23 protein-coding genes are annotated in these 25078 nt (G+C 72.3%); 10 read left to right on the top strand and 13 right to left on the bottom strand.

Going from position 1 to position 25078, the window contains the following annotated elements; genetic code table 11:
- Positions 1-127 precede the first annotated feature (127 nt).
- Positions 128-643, bottom strand: a complete 516-nt coding sequence (locus DZF91_RS01145) for a hypothetical protein (RefSeq protein ID WP_117355663.1) — start codon at positions 641-643, stop codon at positions 128-130.
- A 103-nt stretch (positions 644-746) separates the two neighbouring features.
- Positions 747-2216: an MFS transporter gene (locus DZF91_RS01150; RefSeq protein WP_117355664.1), complete on the bottom strand. Its 1470-nt coding sequence runs from the start codon at positions 2214-2216 to the stop codon at positions 747-749.
- Between the two features lie 153 nt (positions 2217-2369).
- On the opposite strand from DZF91_RS01150, the gene DZF91_RS01155 reads away from it, so the two are divergent.
- The 3 genes from DZF91_RS01155 (at position 2370) to DZF91_RS01165 (ending at position 5329) form a co-directional block, all read left to right on the top strand.
- Positions 2370-3170: a TetR/AcrR family transcriptional regulator gene (locus DZF91_RS01155; protein WP_235833979.1), complete on the top strand. Its 801-nt coding sequence runs from the start codon at positions 2370-2372 to the stop codon at positions 3168-3170.
- 145 nt (positions 3171-3315) lie between these two features.
- A complete protein-coding gene (locus tag DZF91_RS01160; RefSeq protein ID WP_117355665.1) occupies positions 3316-3735 on the top strand; it encodes a YciI family protein in 420 nt (139 codons plus the stop codon).
- A gap of 289 nt (positions 3736-4024) precedes the next feature.
- Positions 4025-5329 (top strand): RNA polymerase sigma factor, encoded by a 1305-nt coding sequence (locus DZF91_RS01165; RefSeq protein ID WP_117355681.1) that lies wholly within the window; start codon positions 4025-4027, stop codon positions 5327-5329.
- 42 nt (positions 5330-5371) lie between these two features.
- Here DZF91_RS01165 and DZF91_RS38690 read toward each other — a convergent pair whose 3' ends face one another.
- The gene (locus DZF91_RS38690) at positions 5372-5920 is read right to left on the bottom strand and encodes a DUF6191 domain-containing protein (RefSeq protein ID WP_147340931.1); all 549 of its coding nucleotides are present in this window, start codon (positions 5918-5920) and stop codon (positions 5372-5374) included.
- Between the two features lie 43 nt (positions 5921-5963).
- On the bottom strand, positions 5964-6845 hold the full coding sequence (locus DZF91_RS01175) for an NAD(P)H-binding protein (protein WP_117355667.1): 882 nt from the start codon (positions 6843-6845) through the stop codon (positions 5964-5966).
- A gap of 94 nt (positions 6846-6939) precedes the next feature.
- Between DZF91_RS01175 and DZF91_RS01180 the strand changes: the two genes are divergently transcribed.
- On the top strand, positions 6940-8085 hold the full coding sequence (locus DZF91_RS01180; protein ID WP_199486324.1) for a LysR family transcriptional regulator: 1146 nt from the start codon (positions 6940-6942) through the stop codon (positions 8083-8085).
- Here DZF91_RS01180 and DZF91_RS01185 read toward each other — a convergent pair.
- Complete coding sequence (locus DZF91_RS01185; protein ID WP_199486325.1) at positions 8057-9574, bottom strand: MFS transporter; 1518 nt, start codon at positions 9572-9574, stop codon at positions 8057-8059. The two genes, DZF91_RS01180 and DZF91_RS01185, sit on opposite strands and share 29 nt — an antisense overlap.
- Positions 9575-9722: 148 nt before the next feature.
- On the opposite strand from DZF91_RS01185, the gene DZF91_RS01190 reads away from it, so the two are divergent.
- The gene (locus tag DZF91_RS01190) at positions 9723-10601 is read left to right on the top strand and encodes a helix-turn-helix domain-containing protein (protein ID WP_117355668.1); all 879 of its coding nucleotides are present in this window, start codon (positions 9723-9725) and stop codon (positions 10599-10601) included.
- A 166-nt stretch (positions 10602-10767) separates the two neighbouring features.
- Here DZF91_RS01190 and DZF91_RS01195 read toward each other — a convergent pair whose 3' ends face one another.
- The gene (locus DZF91_RS01195) at positions 10768-11439 is read right to left on the bottom strand and encodes a TetR/AcrR family transcriptional regulator (protein WP_117355669.1); all 672 of its coding nucleotides are present in this window, start codon (positions 11437-11439) and stop codon (positions 10768-10770) included.
- A gap of 94 nt (positions 11440-11533) precedes the next feature.
- Here DZF91_RS01195 and DZF91_RS01200 point away from each other — a divergent pair, with 94 nt between their 5' ends.
- Positions 11534-12079: a nuclear transport factor 2 family protein gene (locus DZF91_RS01200; protein WP_117355670.1), complete on the top strand. Its 546-nt coding sequence runs from the start codon at positions 11534-11536 to the stop codon at positions 12077-12079.
- A gap of 343 nt (positions 12080-12422) precedes the next feature.
- On the opposite strand, the gene DZF91_RS01205 is transcribed toward DZF91_RS01200, so the two are convergent.
- The gene (locus DZF91_RS01205; RefSeq protein WP_199486326.1) at positions 12423-13151 is read right to left on the bottom strand and encodes a methyltransferase domain-containing protein; all 729 of its coding nucleotides are present in this window, start codon (positions 13149-13151) and stop codon (positions 12423-12425) included.
- Here DZF91_RS01205 and DZF91_RS01210 point away from each other — a divergent pair.
- Positions 13150-13629, top strand: a complete 480-nt coding sequence (locus DZF91_RS01210; protein WP_235833980.1) for a MerR family transcriptional regulator — start codon at positions 13150-13152, stop codon at positions 13627-13629. The genes DZF91_RS01205 and DZF91_RS01210 overlap by 2 nt on opposite strands.
- Positions 13630-13639: 10 nt before the next feature.
- Here the strand turns inward: DZF91_RS01210 and DZF91_RS01215 are convergent, their stop codons facing one another.
- The gene (locus tag DZF91_RS01215; protein WP_158587820.1) at positions 13640-14953 is read right to left on the bottom strand and encodes an MFS transporter; all 1314 of its coding nucleotides are present in this window, start codon (positions 14951-14953) and stop codon (positions 13640-13642) included.
- Positions 14954-15209: 256 nt separating this feature from the next.
- Positions 15210-16091 carry a LysR family transcriptional regulator gene (locus DZF91_RS01220; RefSeq protein ID WP_117355674.1) on the bottom strand — a complete coding sequence of 294 codons (882 nt, stop codon included), beginning with the start codon at positions 16089-16091 and terminating at the stop codon, positions 15210-15212.
- A 128-nt stretch (positions 16092-16219) separates the two neighbouring features.
- On the opposite strand from DZF91_RS01220, the gene DZF91_RS01225 reads away from it, so the two are divergent.
- Together DZF91_RS01225 and DZF91_RS01230 are read left to right on the top strand one after the other, a co-directional pair.
- Positions 16220-16870: a hypothetical protein gene (locus tag DZF91_RS01225; RefSeq protein ID WP_117355675.1), complete on the top strand. Its 651-nt coding sequence runs from the start codon at positions 16220-16222 to the stop codon at positions 16868-16870.
- A gap of 202 nt (positions 16871-17072) precedes the next feature.
- Positions 17073-18428, top strand: a complete 1356-nt coding sequence (locus DZF91_RS01230; protein WP_117355676.1) for a carboxypeptidase-like regulatory domain-containing protein — start codon at positions 17073-17075, stop codon at positions 18426-18428.
- 104 nt (positions 18429-18532) lie between these two features.
- Here DZF91_RS01230 and DZF91_RS01235 read toward each other — a convergent pair whose 3' ends face one another.
- Entirely contained in the window at positions 18533-19978 is a 1446-nt protein-coding gene (locus tag DZF91_RS01235) for a beta-N-acetylhexosaminidase (RefSeq protein WP_235833981.1), read from the bottom strand.
- A gap of 304 nt (positions 19979-20282) precedes the next feature.
- Here DZF91_RS01235 and DZF91_RS01240 point away from each other — a divergent pair, with 304 nt between their 5' ends.
- A complete protein-coding gene (locus DZF91_RS01240; RefSeq protein ID WP_199486327.1) occupies positions 20283-20720 on the top strand; it encodes a ribonuclease domain-containing protein in 438 nt (145 codons plus the stop codon).
- On the opposite strand, the gene DZF91_RS01245 is transcribed toward DZF91_RS01240, so the two are convergent.
- The 3 genes from DZF91_RS01245 to DZF91_RS01255 form a co-directional block, all read right to left on the bottom strand.
- Complete coding sequence (locus tag DZF91_RS01245; RefSeq protein WP_199486328.1) at positions 20702-22576, bottom strand: helix-turn-helix domain-containing protein; 1875 nt, start codon at positions 22574-22576, stop codon at positions 20702-20704. The two genes, DZF91_RS01240 and DZF91_RS01245, sit on opposite strands and share 19 nt — an antisense overlap.
- Before the next feature lie 202 nt (positions 22577-22778).
- Positions 22779-24149 (bottom strand): MFS transporter, encoded by a 1371-nt coding sequence (locus DZF91_RS01250; RefSeq protein WP_117355678.1) that lies wholly within the window; start codon positions 24147-24149, stop codon positions 22779-22781.
- Positions 24150-24302: 153 nt separating this feature from the next.
- A partial coding sequence (locus DZF91_RS01255) for a 3-hydroxybutyrate dehydrogenase (protein ID WP_407920866.1) occupies positions 24303-25078 on the bottom strand: 776 nt, incomplete at its 5' end.

Here is a 25078-nt window from a genome sequence, read left to right on the forward strand (position 1 = left end):
GCGGGGGTTGGGGGCGGTTGGGTGGGGTAGACGTTGTTTGTGTAGGCGAGGCAGTTGTGCAGGCGCGTAACTGCGGGAGCGCCAGGGTCGCTGTTGCGGTCGGCCCTGGCGCTCTTCCCTTTGTCGGCTAGTTGAAGCAGTCCTGGCGCTTGAGGTCGAGCATCACGGTGGTGACCTTGCCGTGCGCCACGGTGAAGGAGTACTGGGCCTTGGGGTTGCCCGGGGCGGTGACCTCGTAGTAGCCGTGGATGTCGCGGCGGACGCCGGGGTACGCGCGCTTGAGGTGCGCGAGTGACGAGCCGGCGTGGATGCCGCGCGTGGTCGAGACGCCCTTCGGCGCGGTGATGAGCGCGACGCCGTACTTCTTGGAGATGTAGCCGCCGACGTTGTTGCGTCCCGTCGAGTGGCCCTTGAGGTCGTAGCCGATGCAGTAGCGGTCGCGGTGCTTGACCACGATGGCGCCGGAGCGGAGGGCGGCCTTGGCGGACTCCCCGATCCGCACCTTGCCGTAGCCGTAGGGGGTGAGGCGGTACTTCGTGGCGGCCTGGTCGGCGGCGCTGGCCGCGGTCGCCCCCGTGGCGAGCGCCAGTCCGGCGGCGACCGCGACGATCGCCGGACGCGTGAGCCTGCTGCTGAGTCGCATGCTGTTTCCCCGTTCTCGATGGACTCTGTGCACTCGTTGAGATGCAGGTCACGGGGCACCGGTTCGGGAATGTGCGTGGGGTTGTCATGGCGTGGCGGAAGTGTCAGTTATCGGGGCGTGGGTGGCGGGGGAGGAGGAAGGTGGCGGCGAAGCTGGTGGCGAGGAGGGCGACGACGGTCCAGAGGGTGGCGTCCATCGCGTGCTGGAAGGTCGGGCCGCTCGCGGTGAGGTGGTCGCCGAGGCGGTCGAAGAAGACGGTGCCGAGGACGGCGGCGCCGAGGGCGCTGCCGAGTTGCTGGATGGCGGTGAGGGAGCCGCTGGCGGCGCCGGTCTCGTGTGGTTCGACGCCGGCCAGGACGATGTCGAAGAACGGGGCCATCAGCAGGCCCATGCCGAGTCCGGTGACGATCAGGGCGGAGGCGAGCTGCCAGGGGCTGACGCCGATTCCGGCGATGTGCAGGGTGAGCAGGACGCCGGTGACGCCGCCCGCCATGACGACCGTTCCGGCGTGGATGACGTGGCGGCCGAAGCGGGCCACGGCCTGGGCGGCGCCGAAGCCGGCGATCATGCCGAGTGACCAGGGGATCTGCGCGAGACCCGCCTTCAGGGGCGAGTAGCCGAGGCCGAGCTGGGTGTAGAGGGCGAAGACCAGGGCGAAGCCGGTCATCCCGGAGAAGAACACCAGGCCGACGATGAGGCCGCCGCTGAAGCCGCGCTTGCGGAACAGGCCGGGGGTGACGAGCGGGTCGCCGCCGGCGCGGTGCTCGCGCACCTCGTACCAGGCGAACAGGGCGAACATCGCGGCGGACGCGGCCATCATGGCGAAGGTCCAGGCGGGCCAGCCGTGCTCGCGGCCCTGCACCAGGGGGTAGACGACCAGGCCCGCGCCGAGTGCGGCGAGCACGGCGCCGACCAGGTCGAGGCGGCTGGCGTGGGCGGCGCGCGCCTCGGGCAGGAAGCGCAGTCCGGCGGCGACGGCGGCCAGGCCCAGGGGCAGGTTGATGAGGAAGATCATGCGCCAGCCCGTCCCGAACGGGTCGGCGTCGATGAGCCATCCGGCGAGCACCGGACCGCCGACCGAGGAGAGGCCCATGATGGGGCCGAACAGGCCGAACGCGGCGCCGACCTCCTTCGGCGGGAACATCTCCTTGATCAGCCCGAGGCCCTGCGGCAGCATCAGCGCGCCGAACAGGCCCTGCAGGACGCGGGAGCCGACGAGCATCCCGGGTGACACCGCGACGCCGCAGAGCAGGGATCCGATGGTGAAGCCGGCGGCGCCGAGCAGGAACATCCGCTTGCGGCCGTAGAGGTCGCCGAGGCGTCCGCCGGTGATCAGTCCGACGCCGAGGGCGAGGGTGTATCCGGCGGCGAGCCACTGCATGGTGCCCGCGGATCCGCCCAGGTCCGCGCGGATGGTGGGCGCGGCGATCGTGGTGATCAGGGCGTCCAGCATGTCCAGGATCTCGCCCGCGAGGATCACCAGGAGGGCGATCCAGCGCCAGCGGTAGGGCGTTTCGGGGACGGCGGCGGCGAGGCCGGGCCCGCTGCCGGTCGTGGGGGTCGTGGTCGTCATGGCGGCCTCTCGAGGAGTGGGCGAACGCTGTTCGTTGTTTGACGAACGCTGTTCTATGTGGGGATCGTCGTTCGTGTCAAGTACGGCATTCGTCACCCAGTACGATGTTCGTGGGCGGTCGGCAGCGGTCGTCCGGCACGAGGGAGGGCGGAATTGGCGACTCAGCAGGGCTCCGGACAGAGGCCCCGGGCCAGGGCGGCGGCGACCGGGGACGCTCCGGACGCGGCCATCCCCGTGCCGGCCTGGCGACGGCCGCGCAAGAGCGGGGCCGCCGGGCCCACGAAGCAGCCGCTCAGCCAGGACCTCATCGTCGAGACCGCGATCCGCATCCTGGACGCCGAGGGCCTCGACGGCGTCAGCATGCGCCGCGTCGCGCAGGACCTCGACACCGGACCGGCCTCGCTCTACGCCCACGTCTCCAACAAGGAGGAGCTGCTCGACCTCATGTTCGACCGGATCTGCGGGGAGATCGAGCTACCCGAGGCCGATCCGGCGCGGTGGCGGGAGCAGGTCAAGCAGGTCTCGTACTCGATCCACCAGGTGATGTCCGCGCACGCCGACATCGCGCGTGTGGCGCTCGGCGACATCCCCACCGGGGCGAACTCGCTGCGCGTCAACGAGTGGCTGCTCACGATGCTGCTCGCGGCCGGGATACCGACGTACGCGGCGGTCTGGGGCGTCGAGCGCCTGTACCTCTACATCAACGCCGACGCGTACGAGGGGTCGCTGCACCTGTCCAAGCGGCGGACGAGCGGCCTGTCGGAGGAGGAGTACCTCGGCCGGTTCCTGGGGCAGGTGCGGGAGTTCTTCCAGGCTCTGCCCGCCGACCGGTTCCCCTCCACGGTGAAGCATCTGGGCCCGTTGCTGGCGTCCGCGAGCGAGGACGGGGAGGACCGGTTCGAGTTCGGCCTTGAGCTGGTCCTTCGCGGTCTGGAGTCCTACATGGAGCGGTAGTCGGCGGTGCCGCGACGGGTGGTGCGGACGCGTCGGAAAAAGATCTGAGGAAAAATTCGGCGGACGTGTCGATCGGCGGGGCTCCCCGTTCGACCTACGAGTGAAGGGCCGGACGGAGGCCCGGACGAACGAGGGAGACAGAGCCGTGAAGTACATGATGATCATGCGCGCCACCGACGAGGGCCTGGCCACCATGGCGGAGACCGACTTCGGCAAGATGCTGGAGATCGTCGGCCGGTACAACGAGGAGCTGATCAGGGCGGGCGTGCTGCTCGCCGCCGAGGGTCTGGCGGACGCCGAGGAGGGCGTCGTGGTGGACCACTCGGCCGAGGCGCCGATCGTCACCGACGGCCCGTACGGCGAGACCAAGGAGCTGTTCGGCGGCTTCTACCTGCTCAACGTCGCGTCCAAGGAGGAGGCCGTCGAGTGGGCCAAGCGGATGCCGTCGCTCGGCCCCGGCTTCAAGACCGAGATCCGGCGCGTGACCACGATCGACGAGTTCCCGCAGGACAACGAGTGGATCCGCAAGGAGCGGGCCTGGCGCGAGTCCACCGGCCAGCTCTGAGATGACGAACGACTCCGATGGCGCGGAGGCGTCCGAGGCGGGCATGCCCGGTGACCGCGCGGGCGTGCCCGCCTCGGACGACACGGGCGTCCCCGCCTCGGACGACACGGGCGTGCCCGCGGGCGACACGGGCGTGCCCGCGGGCGACACGGGCGTGCGCGGCGACGTTGCGGACGTGTTCGGGGACGTTGCGGGCGTGCGCGGGGACGGCACGGGCGTGTTCGGGGAAGCTGCGGGCGTGCCCGGGGAGGGTGCGGGTGTGGGTATGTCCGGGGACGACGGTGGAGGTATGGCCGGGTATGGCGTTTCCGCTGCCGGAGGCGGGCGGGAGGCGGTCGCGGCGGTCTGGCGGATCGAGTCCGCGCGGATCGTCGGGGCGCTCGCCCGCTACACCGGCGACTTCGCGCTCGCGGAGGACCTCGCGCAGGAGGCTCTGGCGGAGGCGCTGGTGAACTGGCCGCGCGACGGGGTGCCGCGCAACCCCGCCGGATGGCTGCTCACGGTCGGCCGGCGGCGCGCGATCGACGCGTTCCGCCGCCGGTCCGCGCTGGACGACCGGTACGCCTCCCTGGCCCACGAGCTCGGTGAGGGAGGCGCCGCGTCGGGAGCCGCGCCGGCCGATCCCGTCCGGGACGCCGACGAGGCGCCGTGGGATCCGGACCAGATCGACGACGACGTGCTGGCGCTGATGTTCGTCTCGTGCCATCCCGTGCTGTCCCGGGAGGCGCGGGTGGCGCTGACGCTGCGCGTCGTCGGCGGCCTGACCAGCGACGAGATCGCCCGGGCGCTGCTCGTCCCGACCGCGACCGTGCAGGCGCGGATCACCCGGGCGAAGAAGACGATCGCGGCGGCCCGGGTCCCGTTCGCGACGCCCGCGGCGGACGAGCGGGCCGAACGGCTCGGATCGGTGCTGAACGTCATCTACGTGATCTTCACCGAGGGGTCGTCGGCCAGCTCGGGCGGCGAGGTCATCCGGTTCGACCTGGCGGGCGAGGCGCTGCGGCTCGCGCGGGTGCTCGGCCGCCTGGTCCCGGACGCGCCGGAGGCCCACGGCCTGCTGGCCCTGCTCGAGCTGACCGCCGCCCGGTTCCCCGCCCGGACCGGCCCGGACGGGGAACCGGTGCTGCTGGAACACCAGGACCGGCGCCGCTGGGACCGGTCCGCGATCGGCCGCGGACGTGCCGCGCTCGCCCGCGCCGAACGCCTCGGCCGAGGCCTCGGCGCCTACGGGCTGCAGGCCGCGATCGCCGAGTGCCACGCGGTCGCGCCGTCGGTCGAGGCGACGGACTGGGAGCGGATCGTCCTGCTCTACGAGGCGCTCGGGCGGGTCGCGCCGTCCCCGGTGGTGGAGCTGAACCGCGCGGTCGCGGTCTCGATGGCGCACGGCCCGGCGGCGGCCCTTCCGATCGTGGACGACCTGGTCACCGCCGGGACACTGGGCAACTCGCACCTGCTGCCGAGCGTCCGGGGCGAGCTTCTGACCCGCCTCGGCCGCGCGGACGAGGCCCGCGTCGAACTCGAGGCCGCCGTGAAGCTCTGCGGTAACGACCGCGACCGCGCGCTGCTGAGAAGCAAGCTCGACGCGTTGGCCTGACCGGCTTCGAGCACCGGTTCGGGCGGAATCTGCTCACTCGTCCTAGCCGGGGTCCCGACCGCCGCCCCCAGGCGATCTCTGACCACCGCCTTCCGGTGGTCCCTGATCACTGCTATCCGGGGGTCTGTGAGCCCCGCTATCCGGGGGTCTGTGAACCCTGCTATCCGGGGGTCTGTGGCCCCCGCCTTCCGGCGGTTTGCGACCACCGCCTGCCGGTGGTCCCTGGCCACCGCCTTCAGGTGGTTCCTGATCACCGCCGTCCGGTGGGTGCCGGTGATCGTTGTCGGGTGGGCGCCGCACGATGGCGGTGCCCGCGTCGAGGTCCACGCGGGTGCGCGGCGGGGCGCCGTCGGTGTCGTCGTCGCGCAGCATCAGCGACGAGGCGCGCTGGTCCTGCTGGTGGCGGTGCGTGCCGTGGAAGAACGCGCCGAGCTCGGCGACCGCGACCGACGAGACGGGCCGCCCGGTGTCGTCCCGCCGCCAGGGCAGGTGGACGCGCCGGTGCGCCCACCAGCCCAGATGGTCGAGCACGGCGAACGCGAGGAGCCCCAGCAGGAACCCGGGGACCGACATGAAGGCGATCAGTGCCATGTCCGGTCAACGGGTGCGTCCCCTTCCCGGTTTCGTCAGGTGCTCAGCTGTGGATAACCGGCTTCAGGACCTCCTCGCACCACTGCCGGAAGGTGGTCGGCGTGCGTGAGTCAGGCGTCCGGGGCTCGGCGTGGTAGATGCCGTCGCGGTCGATCGCGGTCATCATGTCGACCAGTCCGCGTGCCCATGCCTCGGTCGCGCCGTGGCTGGTCAGGGCGGCGCCGTACTCCTCGGGCGAGATCCGGCGGCAGCGGATCGGGCGCTCCAGGACGTCCGACATGACGCGGGCCATGTCGTTCGCGGAGATGTCCTCGGGACCGAGGACCTGGACGCCCTCCTGGCCGTCCCACGTGGTGTCGAGCAGGAGGCGTGCGGCCACGGCGGCGATGTCGCGGGTGGCGACGGACGGCTCCTTGCGGTCGGGGTCGATCGCGGAGGTGAACACGCCCTCGGCCTTGAGGGACGGGACGTTCCAGAGCATGTTGTCCATGAATCCCGGCATTTCGAGGGCGCGGTAGGAGACGCCGGTCGCCTCGATCATCCGGTCCATGGTGACGGTCGCCGAGATCTGGCCGGCGTTCCGGGCGACGGTCCGGCCCAGGCTGGACACGCCCACGACGTGCCCGACGCCGGTCTCGGTGACGGCCTCGCAGAACGGACGGGTGAAGGCGTCGAAATGGCCCTCGACACTCGGCGCGGTCGGCGTCGGCGGGACGAGCCAGAAGACACCGTCGGCGTTGGCCAGCGCCTTGGTGAGCACGTCCTTGTCGCTGTGCGTGCCCTGGACGATTTCGGCGCTCTCGTGCACGCGCGCGGGGAGGCGGGCCGGATCGCGGGCGATGAGGCGGACGGGCGCGCCGGCGTCCAGCAGGGTGTCGACGAGCCGACGGCCGATCTGGCCGGTGGGTGCGGTGATGACGATCATCGGTGAACCTCCGTAAGGGGATGCACCGGTCAGCCAACTCCCGCCGCCGCCGAACCTGAAGGACCGGTTCGATCGCGATTGATACCCTCCCGATATGAGTGATCTCGAGGTGCGGCAGCTCCGCTACTTCGTCGCGGTCGCGGAGGAGCTTCACTTCGGCCGGGCGGCCGCACGTCTGGGAATGGCGCAGCCGCCGCTGTCCCGTGCCATCCGCGAACTCGAACGGCAGTTGGGCGTCGCGCTGCTGGAACGCACCACGAGGAGCGTCAGGCTGACGTCCGCCGGTGAGGTGCTGCTGCGGGACGCCCGGATCGTCCTGGAGGCGGTGGGGGCGGCCGGACGCAGGGCCAGGCACGCGGGAAAGCCCCGGCAGCGGCTACGGCTGGCGCTCAAAGCGGACAACGACGGCGGCATGCTGTCCGCGATCCTCGCCGCCTACCAGCAGGAGGACGCGGCGCTTCCGGTGGAGCTGGTGTGGGGCGGACGCGGCGAGCAGCCGCAGGCGCTCCGCGACGGCCGCGCGGATGTCGGCCTGCTGCTCAGCCCGTTCGACGACCGTGGTCTGGACTCCGAACCGCTCCGTACCGAGCCGCGCATGGCCGTCCTCGCCGCGGACGATCCGCTGGCCGCGCGGACGAGCCTGCACCTCGCCGACCTGTCCGGGCGGGTGCTTCCGGACGGTTCGCCCGTCGTGCCGGGCGAGACGCCCGCCTCTCCGGACGACATCCGGGACAAGGCCGCCGAGCGTGGGCTCGTCGCGGAGGGCCGTCCGTCCGTCGCCGACCTGTCGCAGGTCTTCCGGCTGGTCGAACTCGGCTGCGTCGTGTGCCTGCTGCCCGCCTGGGTCACGCGCGCCAACCCGCGTGCCGAGCTGGCTTACGTGCCGCTTGTGGACGTCGAGCCCGCGGTGCTCTCGGTCGGATGGCCGCGGGACGCCCGCTCTCCGGCGACGGCGGCCTTCGTACGCGCGGCGCAGGCGGCTTTCGCGTCCGTACCCGTCCCGCCAGCGACAGTTCCGCCGCCGACCGTTCCGCCGCCGACCGTCGCGTCGGCGGCCGTGCCGTCGGCGGCCGGGATGCCGCCGACCGCGGGCCCGTCCGGCGGAACGCCGTCCGCCGAGGGGGCGCCCGGTTTCGGGCGGTCTCGGACGGACGGCGGGTATCCGCAGGTGGACGTGGGCGCGGATGCCGGGCGGTCGCCGCATCCGCAGCTCAGCGAGCGGCGCGCGGACGTCGGCTGAGGGTCCCGCGCGGCGACCGCGACAGGAAGACCGCGAGCAGGACGACGACCAGGAGCGTCAGCGCGACGTCCACGCCGATGGCCAGGCGCATCCCGGCGAGCAGGTCCGACGCGTCGGTCGAGGCGCCGGTGCGGGCCGCAGCGACGGCGCTGATCACGGGGATGCCCAGGGTGAACGCGATCTGCTGGGACATCGTGGTGAGGCCGGTGGCGAGGCCCTGCTCGTCGTCCGGCAGTCCGGACGTCGCGGTGACGGTGAACGCGACGATGCCGTAGACGTGGCCGAAGAACCCGATCGCGCTGGTCACCAGCACCAGCGTCAGGCCGGTGCCGCGGTCGGTGCCGAGGGCGAGCAGCGCCAGGTTCGACACGGCCTGGACGGCCAGGCCGAGCACCAGGCTCCGGTGCGCGCCGATGCGTCCGATGAAGCGCGGCCCGACGACCCCCGCGATCGCGGCGGTGACCCCGGGGACACCGAAGACCAGGCCCGTGACCAGCGCCGAGTAGCCGAGGACGTTCTGCAGGTAGAGGGTCAGCAGGAAGACCATCGCGGTCTCCATCGCGAAGACGGTGAAGCCTCCGAGGTTGCCCCAGCCGACCGTCCGCTTGGTGAGCACGCGCACGGACGCCAGCGGCTCGACGGCCCGGGTTTCGATCAGGCCGAAAAGGGCGAGCAGCAGGACGCCCGCGATGATCGCGACGAGCGCGACCGGGTCGGACCAGCTCGTGTGACCGGCCCTCGTGACGCCGTAGACGAGGCTGAGCAGGCCGCCCGTCACGGTGATCGCGCCGGGGACGTCCAGCCGGACGCGGGCGCGATCCCGGTCGGCGGCCAGCAGGAGCGGGGCCGCGACCAGCAGGACGGCCGCGACGGGCGCGTTCACCAGGAACGTCCAGCGCCAGCTCAGCCCCTCGGTGAGGACGCCGCCGAAGAGGGCTCCGGCGGCGAACCCGGCGGCCATGAGCGCGCCGTTCAGGCCGAGCGCGCGACGGCGTAGCGGTCCCTCCGGAAAGGAGGTCGTGAGCAGCGACAGCGCGGCCGGAGTGGCGAGGGCGGTGGCGAGTCCCTGCAGGACACGGCCGGTGAGCAGCATGCCCTGGCCGTTCGACAGGCCGCCGACCAGGGAGCCGGCGGTGAGCAGGAGCAGTCCGGTCATGAACATGCGACGGCGGCCGAAAAGGTCGGCGACACGTCCGAAAAGGAGGGTGAACCCGGCGGCGGGCAGTGCGAACGCGGTGGCGATCCACTGCAGGCCGTCGAGCGACAGGCCGAGCGCCCGGCCGATGTCGGGGAGCGCGACGTTGAGGATGGAGAAGTCGACCGCGAGCATGAACTGCGCGCCGAGCAGCAGCGCCAGCACGAGTTTCTGCCGTCCGGACATTGAGGTGGGAGCCGGCGCGGCGTTGAGATGGGCGGCGCCGGGCGGGCGCTCCAGGCCTGTGGACGGGTCTGCTTGTTCGGCGCGTTCGTGTTCCGTCAGGGCGGACATAGCGGTCCTTGTCTGGGCTTCGCGGTCGGGACGGTCCCGCCGGTCGCCGACGAATCTGCCGCGCCCTTCCGGCGCTGCCCAGAACCCGCGAATTGGTACCACGCGCAGGGACAGGCTTCCCGGTGACGGCCCGGACATACTGGAGGGCATGGAGCTCGACACCGACCTCGGCACGTTCCTGAAGTCCCGGCGCGCCAGGCTGACCCCGGAGGACGTCGGCCTGACCAGCTACGGGACGCGGCGGCGCGTCCCGGGCCTGCGGCGGGAGGAACTGGCTCAGCTCGCCGGCGTCAGCGTGCAGTACTACACGCGGCTGGAGCAGGGGCAGAGCCGCAACGCGTCCGACGGGGTGCTGGCGGCGCTCGCGGACGCGCTGCGCCTGGACGAGGCCGAGCGGCTGCACCTGCAGGCGCTGAACGCGGCGGGCGGGCGTCCGATCGTCCGGCGGCGCACCCCGGCCGAGCGGCTGGACCCCGCCGTCAGGCAGCTCCTGGACGCCACGCCCGACGTCGCGATGATGGTGATGGGCCGGTTCACCGACATCCTCGCCTGGAACAGGCTCGGGCACGCGGTGTTCGGCGGGCACCTGGACTTCGGGGCGCCCACGCGTCCGGCGGACCGTCCGAACATGTCCCGGATGGTGTTCCTCGACCCGCACATGCGCGAGCTGTTCGTCGACTGGGAGGCCAAGACGGAGGAGGCCGTCGCGCACCTGCGGATGGCCGCGGGACGCTACCCGGACGACCCGCGCATCGCGTCCCTGGTGGGCGAGCTGACGGTGAAGAGCCCGCGGTTCGCGGCGGTCTGGGCGTCCCACGAGGTGAGGGAGTGCGGCCCGAGCGTGAAGGAGCTCCACCACCCCCTGGTCGGCTCGCTGACGCTGACGCAGCTGCCGCTCCAGCTTCCGGGCGAGCCGGACCAGCGGATCGTCGCCTGGTCGGCCGAGCCGGGGTCGGCGAGCGAGGCGGCGCTGCGCCTGCTCGGCACGCCGGTCGGGACCGTCCGCGACGTGCAGCGGCAGCCCTGAACGACCCCCTGGTCATCCGGTGGAAAACCTGGGGATCAGGGTGGGGAGACAGTGGTGATACAGCGGCCCCTGCCGAGGTCAGTGGTTGTGCACAGAAGTTATCCACAGGATGTGGATGACGAGGCCTGGTGAGGCCCTTCCGGCGTAGCGTCGACGGTGTCGGCGGTCAGGACGGGAGGTGGTCTGTGGAGGATGGCGTCGTCGCGTCGAGCAGGATGCGCGCGGCCTGCTTGGCGTCCTCGGCGGGTGCGGGCGTGGCGGAGACGGCCGCGGTGGTGATGGCTCCTTCGGCGAGGAGCGCGATGTGCGAGGCGGTCGCCGGTGCGGCTCCGGCGGCTTCCGTCAGGTCTCCCACATAGGCGCGGAAGGCTTCCTTGTGGCGGCGTGCGGCGGACGCCACCTCGGGAGACGTTCCGCCCAGCTCTCCGAACGAGTTGACGAAGGCGCACCCGCGGAAGTCGTCCTCGGCGAACCAGCGGGCCAGCCAGTCGAACACGGCCAGCACGCGTTCCCGGGGCGTGCCGCCGGTCGCCGCCACGTACCGGGCGAGCGCCTCGCGCCAGCGTTCGTCCCGGCGGGCCAGGTACGCCTCGACCAGCGCGGACTTGGAGGGGAACAACTGGTAGAGGCGTCTCAGGCTCACGCCCGAGGCCGAGCGCACGGCGTCCATGCCCACCGCCTGGACGCCCTGCGCGTAGAAGAGTCGTTCGGCCGCGTCCAGCACCCGCGCGGACGCGTCCGGCACGCGCGAGGCCGCGTCCAGCACCCGCGCGGACGCGTCCGGTGGGGTCGCCTCGTCCGCGGCCGGCGCCTGGGCGGGCGGCTCGGAGACATCCATCACGCCACTCCCTCTGGTGTGAGAACCATCGTTCTCGTTACTGTAGCCGGGAGGAGTGAGAACGATCGTTCTCGCTGGAAGCAGAGGAGACGCCATGTCCGAGCGACGCCCGCCCGTGCCGCCGTTCACCGCCGAGACCGCGGCACAGAAGGTGCGCGCCGCCGAGAACGCCTGGAACACCCGCGACCCCGAACGGATCGCCGCGGCCTACTCGCCGGACAGCCGCTGGCGCAACCGCTCGGAGTTCGTCAACGGCCGCGCCGAGATCGTCGCGTTCCTCACCCGCAAGTGGAAGCGAGAGCTGGACTACCGGCTCATCAAGGAGCTGTGGGCGTACGGCGAGAACCGGATCGCCGTACGCTTCGCCTACGAATGGCATGACGACTCGGGCCAGTGGTTCCGCTCCTACGGCAACGAGAACTGGGAGTTCGACGCGGACGGGTTGATGAATGACGACTCGGGCCAGTGGTTCCGCTCCTACGGCAACGAGAACTGGGAGTTCGACGCGGACGGGTTGATGACCGAGCGCCACGCCAGCATCAACGACGTTCCCATCGCCGAAGCCGACCGCCTCTTCCACTGGCCCGCCGACGCCCCCCGCCCCGCCTCCCACCCCACGCTCTCCGCCCTGGGCCTGTGACTCAGCACCGGACGATTGGCTTCAAGGCCGTTAAGCCGACGATGAGCAACCCTGCTCTGAGCCTTGGCCCAGCACCGGACGACTTGACCCCCAAGGCCGTTAAGTCGGCAATGAGCAACCCTGCTCTGAGCCTTGGCCCAGCACCGGACGACTTGACCCCCAAGGCCGTTAAGTCGGCAATGAGCAACCCTGCTCTGAGCCTTGGCCCAGCACGGCGCTCCTGCCGACGGATCTCACGCAACTCTGTACAGCTCAACTCCGCTCTGTACAGCTCAACTCCGCATGCTCCGGTTCACCACGCCTCAGGCTCGCGGCTTGAGGGGCTGTGCCTCTTCTGTGCGGGTCAGGGGGTGGTCGCTGTGGTGATGAAGATGGGGACGGCTAGGAAGAGGCGGTCGGTGGCGGCTCGGTGGCGTTGGTCGGCCAGCCAGGCGTCGGCCTGTGCCCCAGTGATCGCGCCGGTTGCGCGTGATGCTTCTGCCAGGCCGCTGAGCAGCGGGAACATGGAGGCGTCGGTGATGACGCCCGTGCGGACCTCGGTCGCGACGTCCTGGAAGCCGGCGTCCAGGAGGAGATTGCGGGATCGGCGGGCGGCCCGGGGGGACGCGATCATGTCGGCGCGTGCGTGGACGATCGTTCGGGTGAGGGAGGGGGCGTCGGAGTCGATGACGAGGGTGTCCCAGTCCTGGCCGAGCAGGACGACGCGTCCGCCTGGGGTGAGGACGCGGCGGGCCTCGGTGAGTGCTTCGGCGGGATCGTGGAGCGCGTGGAAGACCTTGTCCGCACGGTAACCGTCCACGGACGCGTCCGGGAGGGGAAGCGCCTCGGCGGACGCGACCCGGAAGTCGGCGTCGGGGTGGCGGGTGCGGGCGACGGCGATCATCTGTTCGTCCAGGTCCACGCCCGTCGCGCGGACACCGCGTTCCGCCAGTTCGGCGACGGCGCGTCCGGTGCCGCAGCCCACGTCCACGACGGACGTGGCACGCAGCAGGTCGTAGGAGTGGGCGCGCAGACGGACGGCCTCGGGCGTCATGTCGGCGGCGTCCAGGACGTCGATCAAGCTGTTGGTCATGCGGGCAAGGCTGCGACTTAATGTCGACATGAAGTCAAGCGGTCCGGGATCGATGACCATCGGCGATGTCGCCGGACGGTTCGGCCTCGCCACCCACGTCCTGCGTCACTGGGAGGCGGAGGGGCTGCTGAGCCCCGCGCGCGACGCCGGTGGTCGGCGCCGCTACACCGAGGCCGACGTGACGCGCGTCGCCGTCATCCTGCGGGCCAAGCAGGCCGGGCTCTCGCTGGAGGTGATCCGCGTGATGATCACCGAGCCGGCCCGGCGCCATTTCGTCCTGCGTGGGGAGGCCGAGGCGCTTCGAGGGCGCATCGCCGCAGCTCAGGAATCGCTCGCGCTGATGGAATGCGCCCTCGGCTGCGACCACGAGGACGTGATGGAGTGTCCGCACTTCCATCGGGCGCTCGCTGAGCAGAGTGCCGCCTTCTCGGGACGTATGGAGGGCGTGGGCCGGGGCGAGGACGTTCGGACGGACTGACCGGGGCGGGCTACGGCGTTTTCGCAGGGCGGGCGAGGAGAGCCAACGTCAGGGCGGCGCCCGTGGCGAGTACGAGGCCGGTGGACGAGAGTGTCGCCAGGGTGCCGAAGACGGCGACGCCCAGGGCCGTGCCGGTCTGGCGGGCGGCGTTGAGGGCGCCCTGCCCGGTCGCGGCCAGGTGGAGCGGGACGGCGGCGGACATGTCGGCGATGCAGGACGGGATCGCCAGCGGGCTGCCGACCCCGACGAGGACCTGCACGGCGAAGACCGTCCACAGCGAGGTGCCGCCCGCCGCCGACGAGAGGCCGTCCGTCGCCAGCACGATGCCCCCGCAGAGGTCGAGGGCCATCCCGGCGAGCATGACCGGGCGCGCGCCGAAGCGGACCACGAGCCGTCCGGTCAGCAGCGGGACGAACAGGACGGGCACGGTCATCGGCAGGAACGCCGCGCCCGCCTGGAGCGGCGACAGTCCCCTGCCGTCCACCATCCACTGGGTCAGCGCGAACAGCAGGCCGTAGTAGACGAACTGCGACATCACGCCGACGACCAGCGAGACGCGGACGCGGGTCAGGGCCAAGAGGGCGGACGGCAGCACCGGCGAGGCCGCGCGCCGCTGCACGCGGGGCAGGACACCGACGACGAGCGCCGCGACCACGAGTCCGGCGATCGGACGCGGCCGCGCCCAGCCGCCGGTCCCGCCGTCCACCAGGCCGAACGTGAGGGCGACGAGTCCGGCGATCGACAGCAGGATGCCCGCGCGGTCGACCGGTCCGGCGGTGCCGCCGCGGTGCGCGCTGAGGCCGCGCGAGACCGCGAGGGTGAGCAGGACGATCGGGATGTTCACCAGGAAGACCAGCCGCCAGCCGCCGAGCGCGACCAGCGCGCCGCCGAGCACCGGGCCGCCGACGACGCCGATCCCGGTGATCGCGACGGACGTGCCGATGCGCCGCGACCGCTGGTCGGCGTCCGGGAAGAGCGCGGCGAGCAGCGCCATCGACGCGGGTACCAGCCCGGCGGCGGGGACGCCGAGCAGCGCGCGTCCGGCGATCAGCACGGCCGCGTTCGGCGCGAGGGCGCAGACCAGCGAGAACAGCGCGAATCCGGCGAGCGCCGCGCGGTAGACCCGTCGCGGGCCCCAGCGGTCGGCGACCGAGCCCGCCGCGAGCATCAGCCCGGCGAGGACGACGGTGTAGGCGTCCACGGCCCAGGGCAGCGCGGCGGCGGGGGCGTGCAGGTCGGAGCGCATGTCCGGCAGCGCCACGTTCAGGATCGTCGCGTCGAGGGCGATCACGAAGTTGCCCGCGACGATCCCGGCGAAGCGCAACGCCGTTCGCTTCGGTGTCGGAGGTGAAGGCGCCCGGGCGACGGAGGGGCCGGTCAGGTGGGTGGGCGAGGCCATGGGTGTGCGGCTCCTGGTGGAGGGGAGGAGAGGGGAGGCATCTCCACCTCACTCCTCCCGCGCGCCCTGATCCAGAAGCACTTCGAGGCCGCAGCGATCACGATCCGAGATCGCGGCCCCGAGCAGGCAGAACGCCGAGTGTGCGGACGGCTTCAAGGTCGCCTTGGCGGCCCGGGACAGGTCAGCGGGAGGCGAGTGACCGGCAGGCGGCGAGCAGGGCCTCGGTGCGGGCCGGGGCGTTCGGCGGGACGACTAGGACGGCGGGCAGCGACAGGGCCGGGCGGACGGGCCGGAAGACGACACGCGTCGTGCGGACCTGTTCGGCGGCGGTGGCGTAGAGGACGGTCCAGCCGCCGGTGCCCGCGGCCAGGGAGGCGAGGGTGTCCTGCAGTGTGCTGTGGGGCGGGCCGGGGACGGGCGTGAAGCCGGCCTCCTCGCAGGACCGCGTGACCAGGTCGACGAGCGCGGGATTGCTCCGGCGGTCGGTCAGGACCAGGGGCAGCTCTGCCAGGTCGGCGAGGTCCACGGCGGCCCCGCCGGCCAGCGGGTGGCGGGCGGGGAGGGCGACGAGGAGTTCGTCCTGCCAGACCGGGACGAGCCGGACGTCGTGCCCGGTCTCGTCGGCCACGCCGCGGACGAAGGCGGCGTCCAGCTCCCGGTCGGCGACGCGGCGGACGCGTTCCTCGGCGGGGAGCGCGGCCGGTTCGACGCGGTACCCGCGTTCGGCCATGGCCTCGATGACCTGGGTCAGGCGGTCGCCCATGCCCCGGCTCGTCCCGATGCGGAGGACGGTCCGCCGCGACTCGGCGTACGCGCCGATCGTGTCGAGGGCGCGGCGCTCGGCGTCCAGGACCGCGCGCGCGGCGGGCAGGAAGACGCCGCCCGCCTCGGTCAGCCGGACGTGCCGGGGCGAGCGGTCGAAGAGCTCGACGCCGAGCTCCCGTTCCAGCCGGCCGATCTGCTGGCTCACCGCCGACTGCACGATCGCCAGGCGCTCGGCCGCGCGGCCGAAATGCAGCTCCTCGGCGACCGTGACGAAGTACCTCAGCTGGCGCAGTTCCATGGCCCGACCAGGGTATTCCGTACCGTGCGGCCACATTGGCGTGCCCGGACGCGAGGGTCCGGCCCGGTGGCCGCCGGGGCCGGGAGCGGGTCCGCGATCCTGGGACGGCTCGCCGGGGAGGTGCCGCCATGTACGACGAGACCCAGAGTCCCGCCCGGGACGAGATCCTCGATGTGGCGCGGGAGGACCGCGCCGTCCTCTACGCCGACTCGGTGGTCGACGCCGCGGCGCACGCGCTGTACGACATGGAGGAGGTGCTGTTCGAGCACGGCATCTACGACCCGTACACGCGGTCCGCCGGCTCGCTGCCGGAGCGGATCCTGCGCGCCTGCGCCGAGCGGTTCGTCCGCGAGTGCCTGTACGTGGACGAGGACGTCGAGCCGGTCAAGCTGCTGGACACGGTGGTCTGGCAGGCGTCGGTCCACCTCGACGCCGAGATCACGCCCGTCGAGGGCCCGGTGATGGCCGTCTGCCGCGCCGAGGTCGGCTATGTGAAGCTGCCGCGCGAGGACGCGCCTCCCCTGCTGGTGACGCTCGGCAGGCCGGACGAGTCCGCCGCCCGGTCGATCATGAGCTCCGCGGCCGACGGCGTCCTCGGCCCCTACCGTCCCGGGCCGTGGACCTGGCACCTCACCACCCGGACGCCGGGCGCGTACTTCGTCGGGGACGGCACCCGGATCGTGGCGCCCGCGCCGTCCCACGAGACGGCCGCCGAGGTCGGCGCGCTCGTCGCGCGCGTCCTGGCCGGCGAACTCGCCCCGCCCCTCGCCCTGGACTGAGCCCTCCGCCCCGGTCTCCGAGGGCCCGGTCTCCGAGGGCCCGGTCGCCGAGGGTGGGCACGGACGGGAGTGGGGGGTGATTCGACCGATAGGTCACGATTTCGTGTCCTTGGTCAACCGGCCGGTCCGACCACGCGTCGTTATTTGACCCGCCTCCTCCACCCCCTTCCCTTTCCTCACTTTCGCCGCGGAGGGAACACTCTTGCTTCGCCTCACCACCGTCGGGGTGACCAGCGCGCTGCTGCTCGGCACCCTGACCGCCGTCCCGGCGTTCGCCGACGGGACGCCCGCGATCACCATCGCCGCCACGCCCGCCTCGGTCGACCCCGAGCACCCGAGCGCCACCATCACCGGCAAGGTCACCGACGCGGACGGCGCGCCCGTCCCGGCGGGAACGAACGTCGAGCTGACCGCCCCGGAGGGGCATGGCACGGTCACCGGCGGCGCCACCGACGCGGACGGCAACTACACCGCGTCCGTATCGCCGGACGGCACGTCCGACTCGGTCGTCGTCATCGCGAACGTCCCCACGCTCAGCGTCGAGTCCCAGCCCCTGACCATCCAGATCGACCGCGGGCCGACCGACACGGCGGTGACCGCCAGCCGGACCACGCTGGACGAGGGCCAGACGCTCACGCTGAACGGCACCGTCACCTACAAGGGCAACCCCTTCGTCGGCGGCGGCAAGGCGGTCATCGGCCAGACCGCCGACGCCGGTTGCAGCGCGCCCCCGATGACGCCGCAGATGCTCACGATCGGCGCGGACGGCAAGTTCGGCACGACCGTCAAGCCGTCCTGCCCCGGGACGTTCTACGTCGACTCCAGCCCGGCCGGCCTCTACAAGGGCGGACGCTCCACGCTCGCCCACACCACCGTCCGGTACGCCGGGCAGCTCGCCTTCTCCGCCACCATGGACCCCTACGGCCAGGTCACGGCCTGGACGACGATGAAGTCGCCGTCCGGCGGCGGCACGTCCAACAGGCGCAAGGTCGTCCTCGAGTACTCCAGCAACGGCACGACCGGCTGGAAGACCGTGAAGACCTTCTCGACGTACAACGCCGGGTACAAGGCGACGACGAACGTCTACTACTCGGGTTACTGGCGGTCGCGGTTCGCCGGTGACGCCAAGTACGCGCCGGTGGTCTCGCCGACCAAGAAGCTGTGGCGCTGGTCGACGAAGATGTCGAAGCTGGCCGCGTCCAAGACCTCGATCAAGAAGAACAAGTACATCACCGTCTCCGGCTACCTCTACCGCTGGAACACGTCCAAGAACGGCTACGGCGCGTTCGGCGGGCAGAGCGTCCGGATCATCTTCCGCTTCAAGGGCAAGAAGACCTGGTACCACGTCAAGTGGGTGAAGACGGACCGCAAGGGCCACTACAGCGCGAAGGTCCGCGCCTACGGTGACGGCTACTTCGCGGCGGTCTTCGGCGGCACCAGCGACACCTGGGCAGCGGGCACGCCGAACGACCGGTACGTCAACACCTACGCCGTCCCCGCGCCGGGACAGCGGTCCGGCCCCGCGCCGGTCATCGACGTCCGGCCCTGGCGCGGCTGACCGCACTCGAAGGTGCGACCGGCCGCGCTCGAATGCGCGACCGGCCGCACGCGGACGCGCGAGGCCGCACGGGGATGCGCGACCGGCCGCACGGGGATGCTCGGCTAGTCGTACTTGGGTGAAGTGAACGGGCGGCCGGGGATGCCGGGTCGCCGCTGATGCGGCAGCGGCCCACCCGGCCTCCTGTAGTCCACGCCCATGGCGTCCAGCCGGGCGTAGTGCTCCTCGCGCATCCGGCGTTCGAAGTCGTCGGGGTCGCGTCCCTCGGACGGCGACCAGACCGCCTCGGCGAACGCGGCGAGGCGCGGGAAGACCATGTAGTCGACGCGCTGCTGGTTCTCGGTGTGCTCGGTCCACATGTTGGCCTGGGCGCCGAGAACCCGGTGCGCGTGCTCGGTCCCGGCGAGTTCCGGCGGCACGGGCTCGAACGCGTGGACGTCGCGCAGCGTCTGCACCCAGCCGAACGGGACCGGCTCGTCCGGATCGTCGCTCTGCCGGTGGTCGAGGTACACCTCCTGCATCGGGCACATGACCACGTCATGACCCGCCTTGGCGGCGGCGACGCCTCCGTCTCGTCCGCGCCAGCTCATCACGGTCGCGCCCTCGGCCAGGCCGCCTTCGAGGATCTCGTCCCAGCCGACCAGGCGACGGCCGCGCTCGGTGAGCCACCGGTCGAAGTGGCGGATGATCCAGGACTGCAGGCCGTCCTCGTCACCCACTCCCAGCTCCCGGATGCGCTCCTGAGCGGACGGTGACGCCTTCCACTCGTCCTTGGGGCACTCGTCGCCGCCGATGTGCACGAAGCGTCCGGGGAAGACGTCGAGCACTTCCTCGAGGACACCCTCCAGGAACCGGATCGTCGCTTCGTTCGCGTTGAGGACGTGCGGGTTGACGCCCCAGTCCGTCTTCACGCCGAGCGCGGCGGTGTCGAGGACGTCGGTGTTCCCCAGCTCCGGGTACGCGGCGATCGCGGCCTGAGTGTGTCCGGGGAGGTCGATCTCCGGGACGACCGTGATGTGCCGTTCCGCCGCGTACGCGACGATCTCGCGGAGGTCGTCCTGGGTGAGGAACCCACCGTGCGGACGCTCGTCCCACAGCGCCGTCGGGCCGTGCCGGTCCAGCCTGGTCCGCGGCCGGGACGACCCGACCTCGGTCAGCCTCGGGTAGCGCTTGATCTCGATGCGCCAGCCCTGGTCGTCGGTCAGATGCAGGTGCAGGACGTTCAGTTTGTGCGCGGCGATCAGGTCGATGTACCGCAGGATGCCGCTCTTGGGCATGAAGTGGCGTGCGATGTCCAGCATGAAGCCGCGCCAGGCGAAGCGCGGCGCGTCCTCGATGACGATCTGGGGGAGTTCGCGCCGTACCGGCGGTCCGGCCTGCCGGAACGCGTCGGGCCCGAGGAGCTGGCGGAGGGTCTGGCGGCCCCGGAACACTCCGGCCTCGTCACCGCCGACGATCTCCACCGAGCCGTCCGCCTCGACCGTGAGCCGGTAGCCCTCGGGCGGCAGTGCGGTGTCGACGCCGGTCCGGACCGTCCCGTCGAACGGCACACCGGCTCCATCGGCTCCATCGGCCCCGTCGGCCCTGCCGGCTCTGGGCGAGATGCGGACGGGGCGGGGCACCAGGTTCGAGGTCGTCACGATCTTGTCCTCTCCGCGCCCACATCCGCCCAAACCGGGCCGAGCCTGAACCGGCGGCGCGTCCTCGGGCGTCCGCGGTATCCGCGTGTCGGACGGGAGGAGACGCGTCGGTGGACGGAAAGCGGCGCATCGGATTTTGGCCACTCTTGCCCTATTTACGGACGCGCCAGGTTGGTGAACATGAACGGGTTCGTCCCCTCGCCAAGGAGGCCCCGTGAAGCAGTACCGGAAGAAGGACGCCCGGGCGTCCCGCGTGTCGTGGACCCGGCGCGCCGTCGTCACCGCCGTCGCCGCCGCGTCGGTGGCGGGAGGCGTCGCGGTGGACGTCACCTCCGCCAACGCCTCGGTCTACTCGACCTGCACGATGGCGAGCTGCGCGGACGGCAGCGCCGCGGCGTCGGTCTGGGCGTCGAAGGGCTGGCCGTCCGCCAGCGGCTGGTACGCGTGGCCGGACGGCCGCTACAACTACACCGGCGGCGTGTTCCAGAACCGCGAGGGCCAGCTGCCGAGCGGGGTGTCCTACCACGAGTACGACGTCTACTCGCGGGCCAAGGGCGCGCAGCGCGACGCGTACCGGATCGTCCACAGCAGCACCGGCAAGGTGTACTACTCGCCCGACCACTACGCGAACTTCTACCTGCTCAGCAAGTGAAGCCTGAGCGCTAGCTGGAGTTCCAGCGCGCGGGACGGACTGTTCCAGTCGTCGCCGAGGAGCTGCCGCACGCGGTCGAGCCGCTGCACGACCGTGTTCACGTGGACGTGGAGCGCCCGCCTGGCCTCGGTCAGGCTCGCACCGCTGCGGTAGTAGGCGTCCAGCGTCCGGACCAGCTCCGTCCCGCGCCGCCGGTCGTAGTCGATCACCGGCCCGAGCACGTCGCGCACGTACCCCCGCACGTCCGCGCGGTCGCCCAGCAGCACGCCGAGGAACCCGAGCCCGGACGGGTCCGCGCCGTCGCCCGTCCGGCCGAGGGTGTGCAGCGCGCGGACGCACCGCAGCGCCTCGTCGTAGGCGGCCGGAAGCCGCGCCGGGCCGGTCACCGGGTCGGACGCGCCGGTCGTCACGGCTGCGCCTCCCAGCGCCTCCCCCAACTCCCCCGCCAACGTCCGCGCGAGCGCCCCGGACGCGTCGGTGGGCGCGAGGAGGACGACATTGCCGTTGTGGGTCCCCGCGAGCCCTTCCAACGCGCGCGCACGACGAGAGACCTCGGTCAGCAACCGGTCCCGGCGGGACGCGTCGCAGTGCAGGACGAACACCGCGTGCGCACGGGTGAAGACCACACCGAGCCTGCGCGCGCGCAGGGTCAGGCTGTCGGCGTTGCCGCCGGTGAGGAGGTCCCCCAGCAGGTCGCCCCGGACACGGTCCTCGGCCTCGGCGACGGACCGGCGCAGCAGCAACAGGAGCGCGGTCACGAGCCCGGCGCGCTCGAAGAGCCGCCGGTCGCCGTCGGTCAGGTCCGGACGGCCGAGCAGCGCCATCGTGCCCAGCGGCTCGGCGCCCGCGAGCACCGCGTAGATCCACGTGCCGTCCACCGGGACGGCCTGCCCGCTCGCGCCGGACGCGGCCACGCCCTCCGCCGGCGGGACGAACGGCTCGGCGGCGACACGGGCGACCTCCGCGCCGTCCGCGTCGTGCACGACGAGCCCGCCGCCGAGCAGCGCGACGATCTCCCTCGCCACGTCCGTCGCGTCGCCGCCGCGCAGCACCAGCTCGGTCAGCCGGTCGTGGATCGCGGCGGCGCGGCGCATGTCCGCGCTGCGCGCGCGGGCCGTCTCGGTCGCGGCGTTCAGCTCGGTGAGCGTCGCGCGCGTCTCCTCCAGCAGCCGCGCGTTGTCGATCGCGACGGCGGCGTGGTCGGCGAGCGAGGACAGCAGCGTCACGGCGTCCGGGTCGAACTCGCGGGGCCGCCGGTCCGCCGCGTACAGCACGCCGATCACCCGGGTCCCGACCCGCATCGGGACGCCGAGGATGCCGCGCAGGCCCTCCTCGCCGACCGCGTCGTCGATCGTCGCGGTGTGGTTGAAGCGGGTGTCGGTACGGTAGTCGCGGCTGGCGTAGGGAAGCGCGGTCTGCGCGACCAGGCCGCCGAGCCCTTCGCCCATGCCGAGCCGGAGCTGCTGGAACTTCGCCGACACCGAGCCGTCGGTGACGCGCATGTAGGTGTCCCCGGCGCTCGGGTCGTTGATCGTCAGATAGGCCGTGTCGGTCCCGAGCAGCGTCCGCGCGCGGTGCACGATGGCGCGCAGCACGGCGTCCAGGTCGCGGAGCGCGGCGAGGTCGCCCGCGCTGTCGAACAGCGCCGCGAGCTCGCGTTCGCGGCGGCGGTGCTTCTCCAGCGTGCGGCGGATGTCGAGCGCGGTGCGGGTCGCCTCGTCCACGACCGCCTGCTCCTCAGGGCCGACGCCGGCGGCGCGGGCCTCGGCGGCCGGCCGGGCGAAGTCCTCGGCGGGCGCGCCGTCCGCGAGCAGGTCGAGCAGCGCACGCGTCGCGGCCAGGGCGGGATGGTCCATGCGGGTCATCGTCGCAGCCTTCCGGCCGGGGCCGTCCACTCCGGCGGACGGCCCCGGCGAGACGGTTCCAGGCCCGGACCTGCGGGAAGTTCGCAGGTCCGGGCCCGGTTCGGTTCGGTGCGGGGCCTGGGAGGCAGGCCGGGAGAAGGGAGAGGTCGGGCTTCGGGGCGCGGGTCACGCCCTCGGGGCGGGCGGGCGCGGGTCAGGTGGCGCGGACGGTGACCGTGGCAGGCGTCTCGGCGACGGCCTCCGACCGTGCGAGGTCGCGCCCGCGGGTCTCCCGCGCGACCGCCACCGTCAGAGCGGTGACGACGGCCGCCAGCCCCATGTAGATCGCGATCGGCATGGACGAGTCGTAGTCCTTCAGCAGCTCGACCGCGATGATCGGCGCGAGCGCCCCGGCGAGGATGGACGACAGCTGCGACCCCATCGACGCGCCCGAGTAGCGGACGCGCGTGTCGAACAGCTCGGACACGTACGCCGCCTGCGGTCCGTACATCGCGCCGTGCAGGACGAGCCCGACCGTCACCGCCGCCGTGATCGTCGCGAACGACTTCGTGTCCAGCAGGGTGAAGAACACGACCGTCCACAGCGCCATCCCGACCGAGCCGATCAGCATGACCGGACGCCGTCCGAGCCGGTCCGACAGCGCGCCCCAGGCGGGGATCACCAGGAAGTGGACCGCCGATCCGATCAGCACGGCGTTCAGCGCGGTGCTCTTCGGCAGCTTCAGCTGCTGCGTCACGTACACCAGCAGGAACGAGGTCAGGATGTAGTACGAGATGTTCTCGCCGAACCGCGCGCCGATCGCGACGAGGACCTGCCGCCAGCCCGTCCGGAACACGTCCACGACCGGCATGCGCTCCTCGGCGCGCTCCCGCTCCTTCTCCTTGGCGGCCAGGAACAGCGGCGACTCGCTCACCGACACGCGGATCCACAGGCCGATCACGACGAGCACCCCGGACAGCAGGAACGGCACGCGCCAGCCCCACGACTGGAACGTCGCGTCCGACTGGACGGCCGCGAGCAGCGCCAGCACACCGGTCGCCAGCAGGTTCCCGCCGGGCGCGCCGGACTGCGGCCACGACGCCCAGAACCCGCGCTTGGCGCTGCCGCCGTGCTCGGACACGATCAGCACCGCGCCGCCCCACTCGCCGCCGAGCGCGAACCCCTGGACGAGCCGCAGCGCCGTCAGCAGCAGCGGCGCGCCGACGCCGAGCGTCGCGTACGTGGGCAGCAGGCCCATCGCGAACGTCGCGCCGCCCATCATCAGCAGGCTGAGGACGAGCAGCTTCTTGCGCCCGACGCGGTCGCCGAAGTGGCCGAACACGACGCCGCCGAGCGGACGCGCGGCGAACCCGATCGCGTAGGTGAGGAACGCGATGAGCGTCCCGGTGAGCGGGTCCGCCTTGGGGAAGAAGAGCTTGTTGAAGACGAGCGCGGCGGCGCTGCCGTAGAGGAAGAAGTCGTACCACTCGATCGTGGTGCCGATGAGGCTGGCGCTGACGATCCGCGCGATGCCCTTCGAGCGCTCTTTCCCGGTTTCGGGCATGGCTGTGTCGGGGTGGGACATGGGGGCTCCGTCCTGGGCTGAGGATGGGGGACTGCGGTGCCGGATGGGGAACGGGTGCGGCGAGGGGCTTGTGGAAGTTCGGCGGGGGGATGAGGTGGCGGGCGGATCAGCCGGTGGGGATCACTGGGCGGTGGGGCTACCGGCCGGTGGGGATCACTGGGCGGTCCAGCCGCCGTCCATGGTGAGGGACGTGCCGGTGACGAAGCCCGCGTGCGGTCCGCAGAGCCAGAGCACGGCGGCGGCGACCTCCTCCGGCTCGATCAGGCGCTTCACGGGCGTGCGGGCCAGCAGCACGTCGTCCACGACCTCGTCCGGCGGGACGCCGTGCACGGCCGCCTGGTCCCGGATCTGGCCCTCGACGAGCGGCGTCCGGACGTAGCCCGGATCGACGCAGTTGCTGGTCACGCCGTGCGGCGCGCCCTCCAGCGCGGCGACCTTGCTGAGGCCCTCCAGGCCGTGCTTGGCCGCGACGTAGGCGGACTTGTAGGCGCTGGCGCGCAGGCCGTGGACGCTGGAGATGTTGACGACGCGCCCCCAGCCCTGCCCGTACATGTGGGGGAGCGTCCGCCGCATCAGCAGGAACGGCGCGGTCACCATCACCTGCTGGATGCGGACGAACCGCTCGACCGGGAACTCGGGGATGGGCGCGACGTGCTGCAGGCCGGCGCTGTTGACGAGGATGTCGGCCGTGTCGGGCAGCGCGTCCACGGCGGCGGGATCGGCGAGGTCGGCGACGTGCGCGTGGCCGCCGACCAGCTCCGCGACCGCCTTCGCCGCCGCGCCGTCCAGGTCCACGACGTGCACGTCGGCTCCGGCGGCGGCGAGGGCGGTCGCGCACGCCCGGCCGATGCCGCTGCCGCCGCCGGTCACCAGCGCGGTCCGCCCGTGCAGCCCCTCGTGAGGGCTTGCGTCCGGGCCGGCGCCGGACG

The sequence above is a fragment of the Actinomadura logoneensis genome (genome assembly GCF_003428695.1).
Taxonomy (GTDB): Bacteria; Actinomycetota; Actinomycetes; order Streptosporangiales; family Streptosporangiaceae; genus Spirillospora; species Spirillospora logoneensis.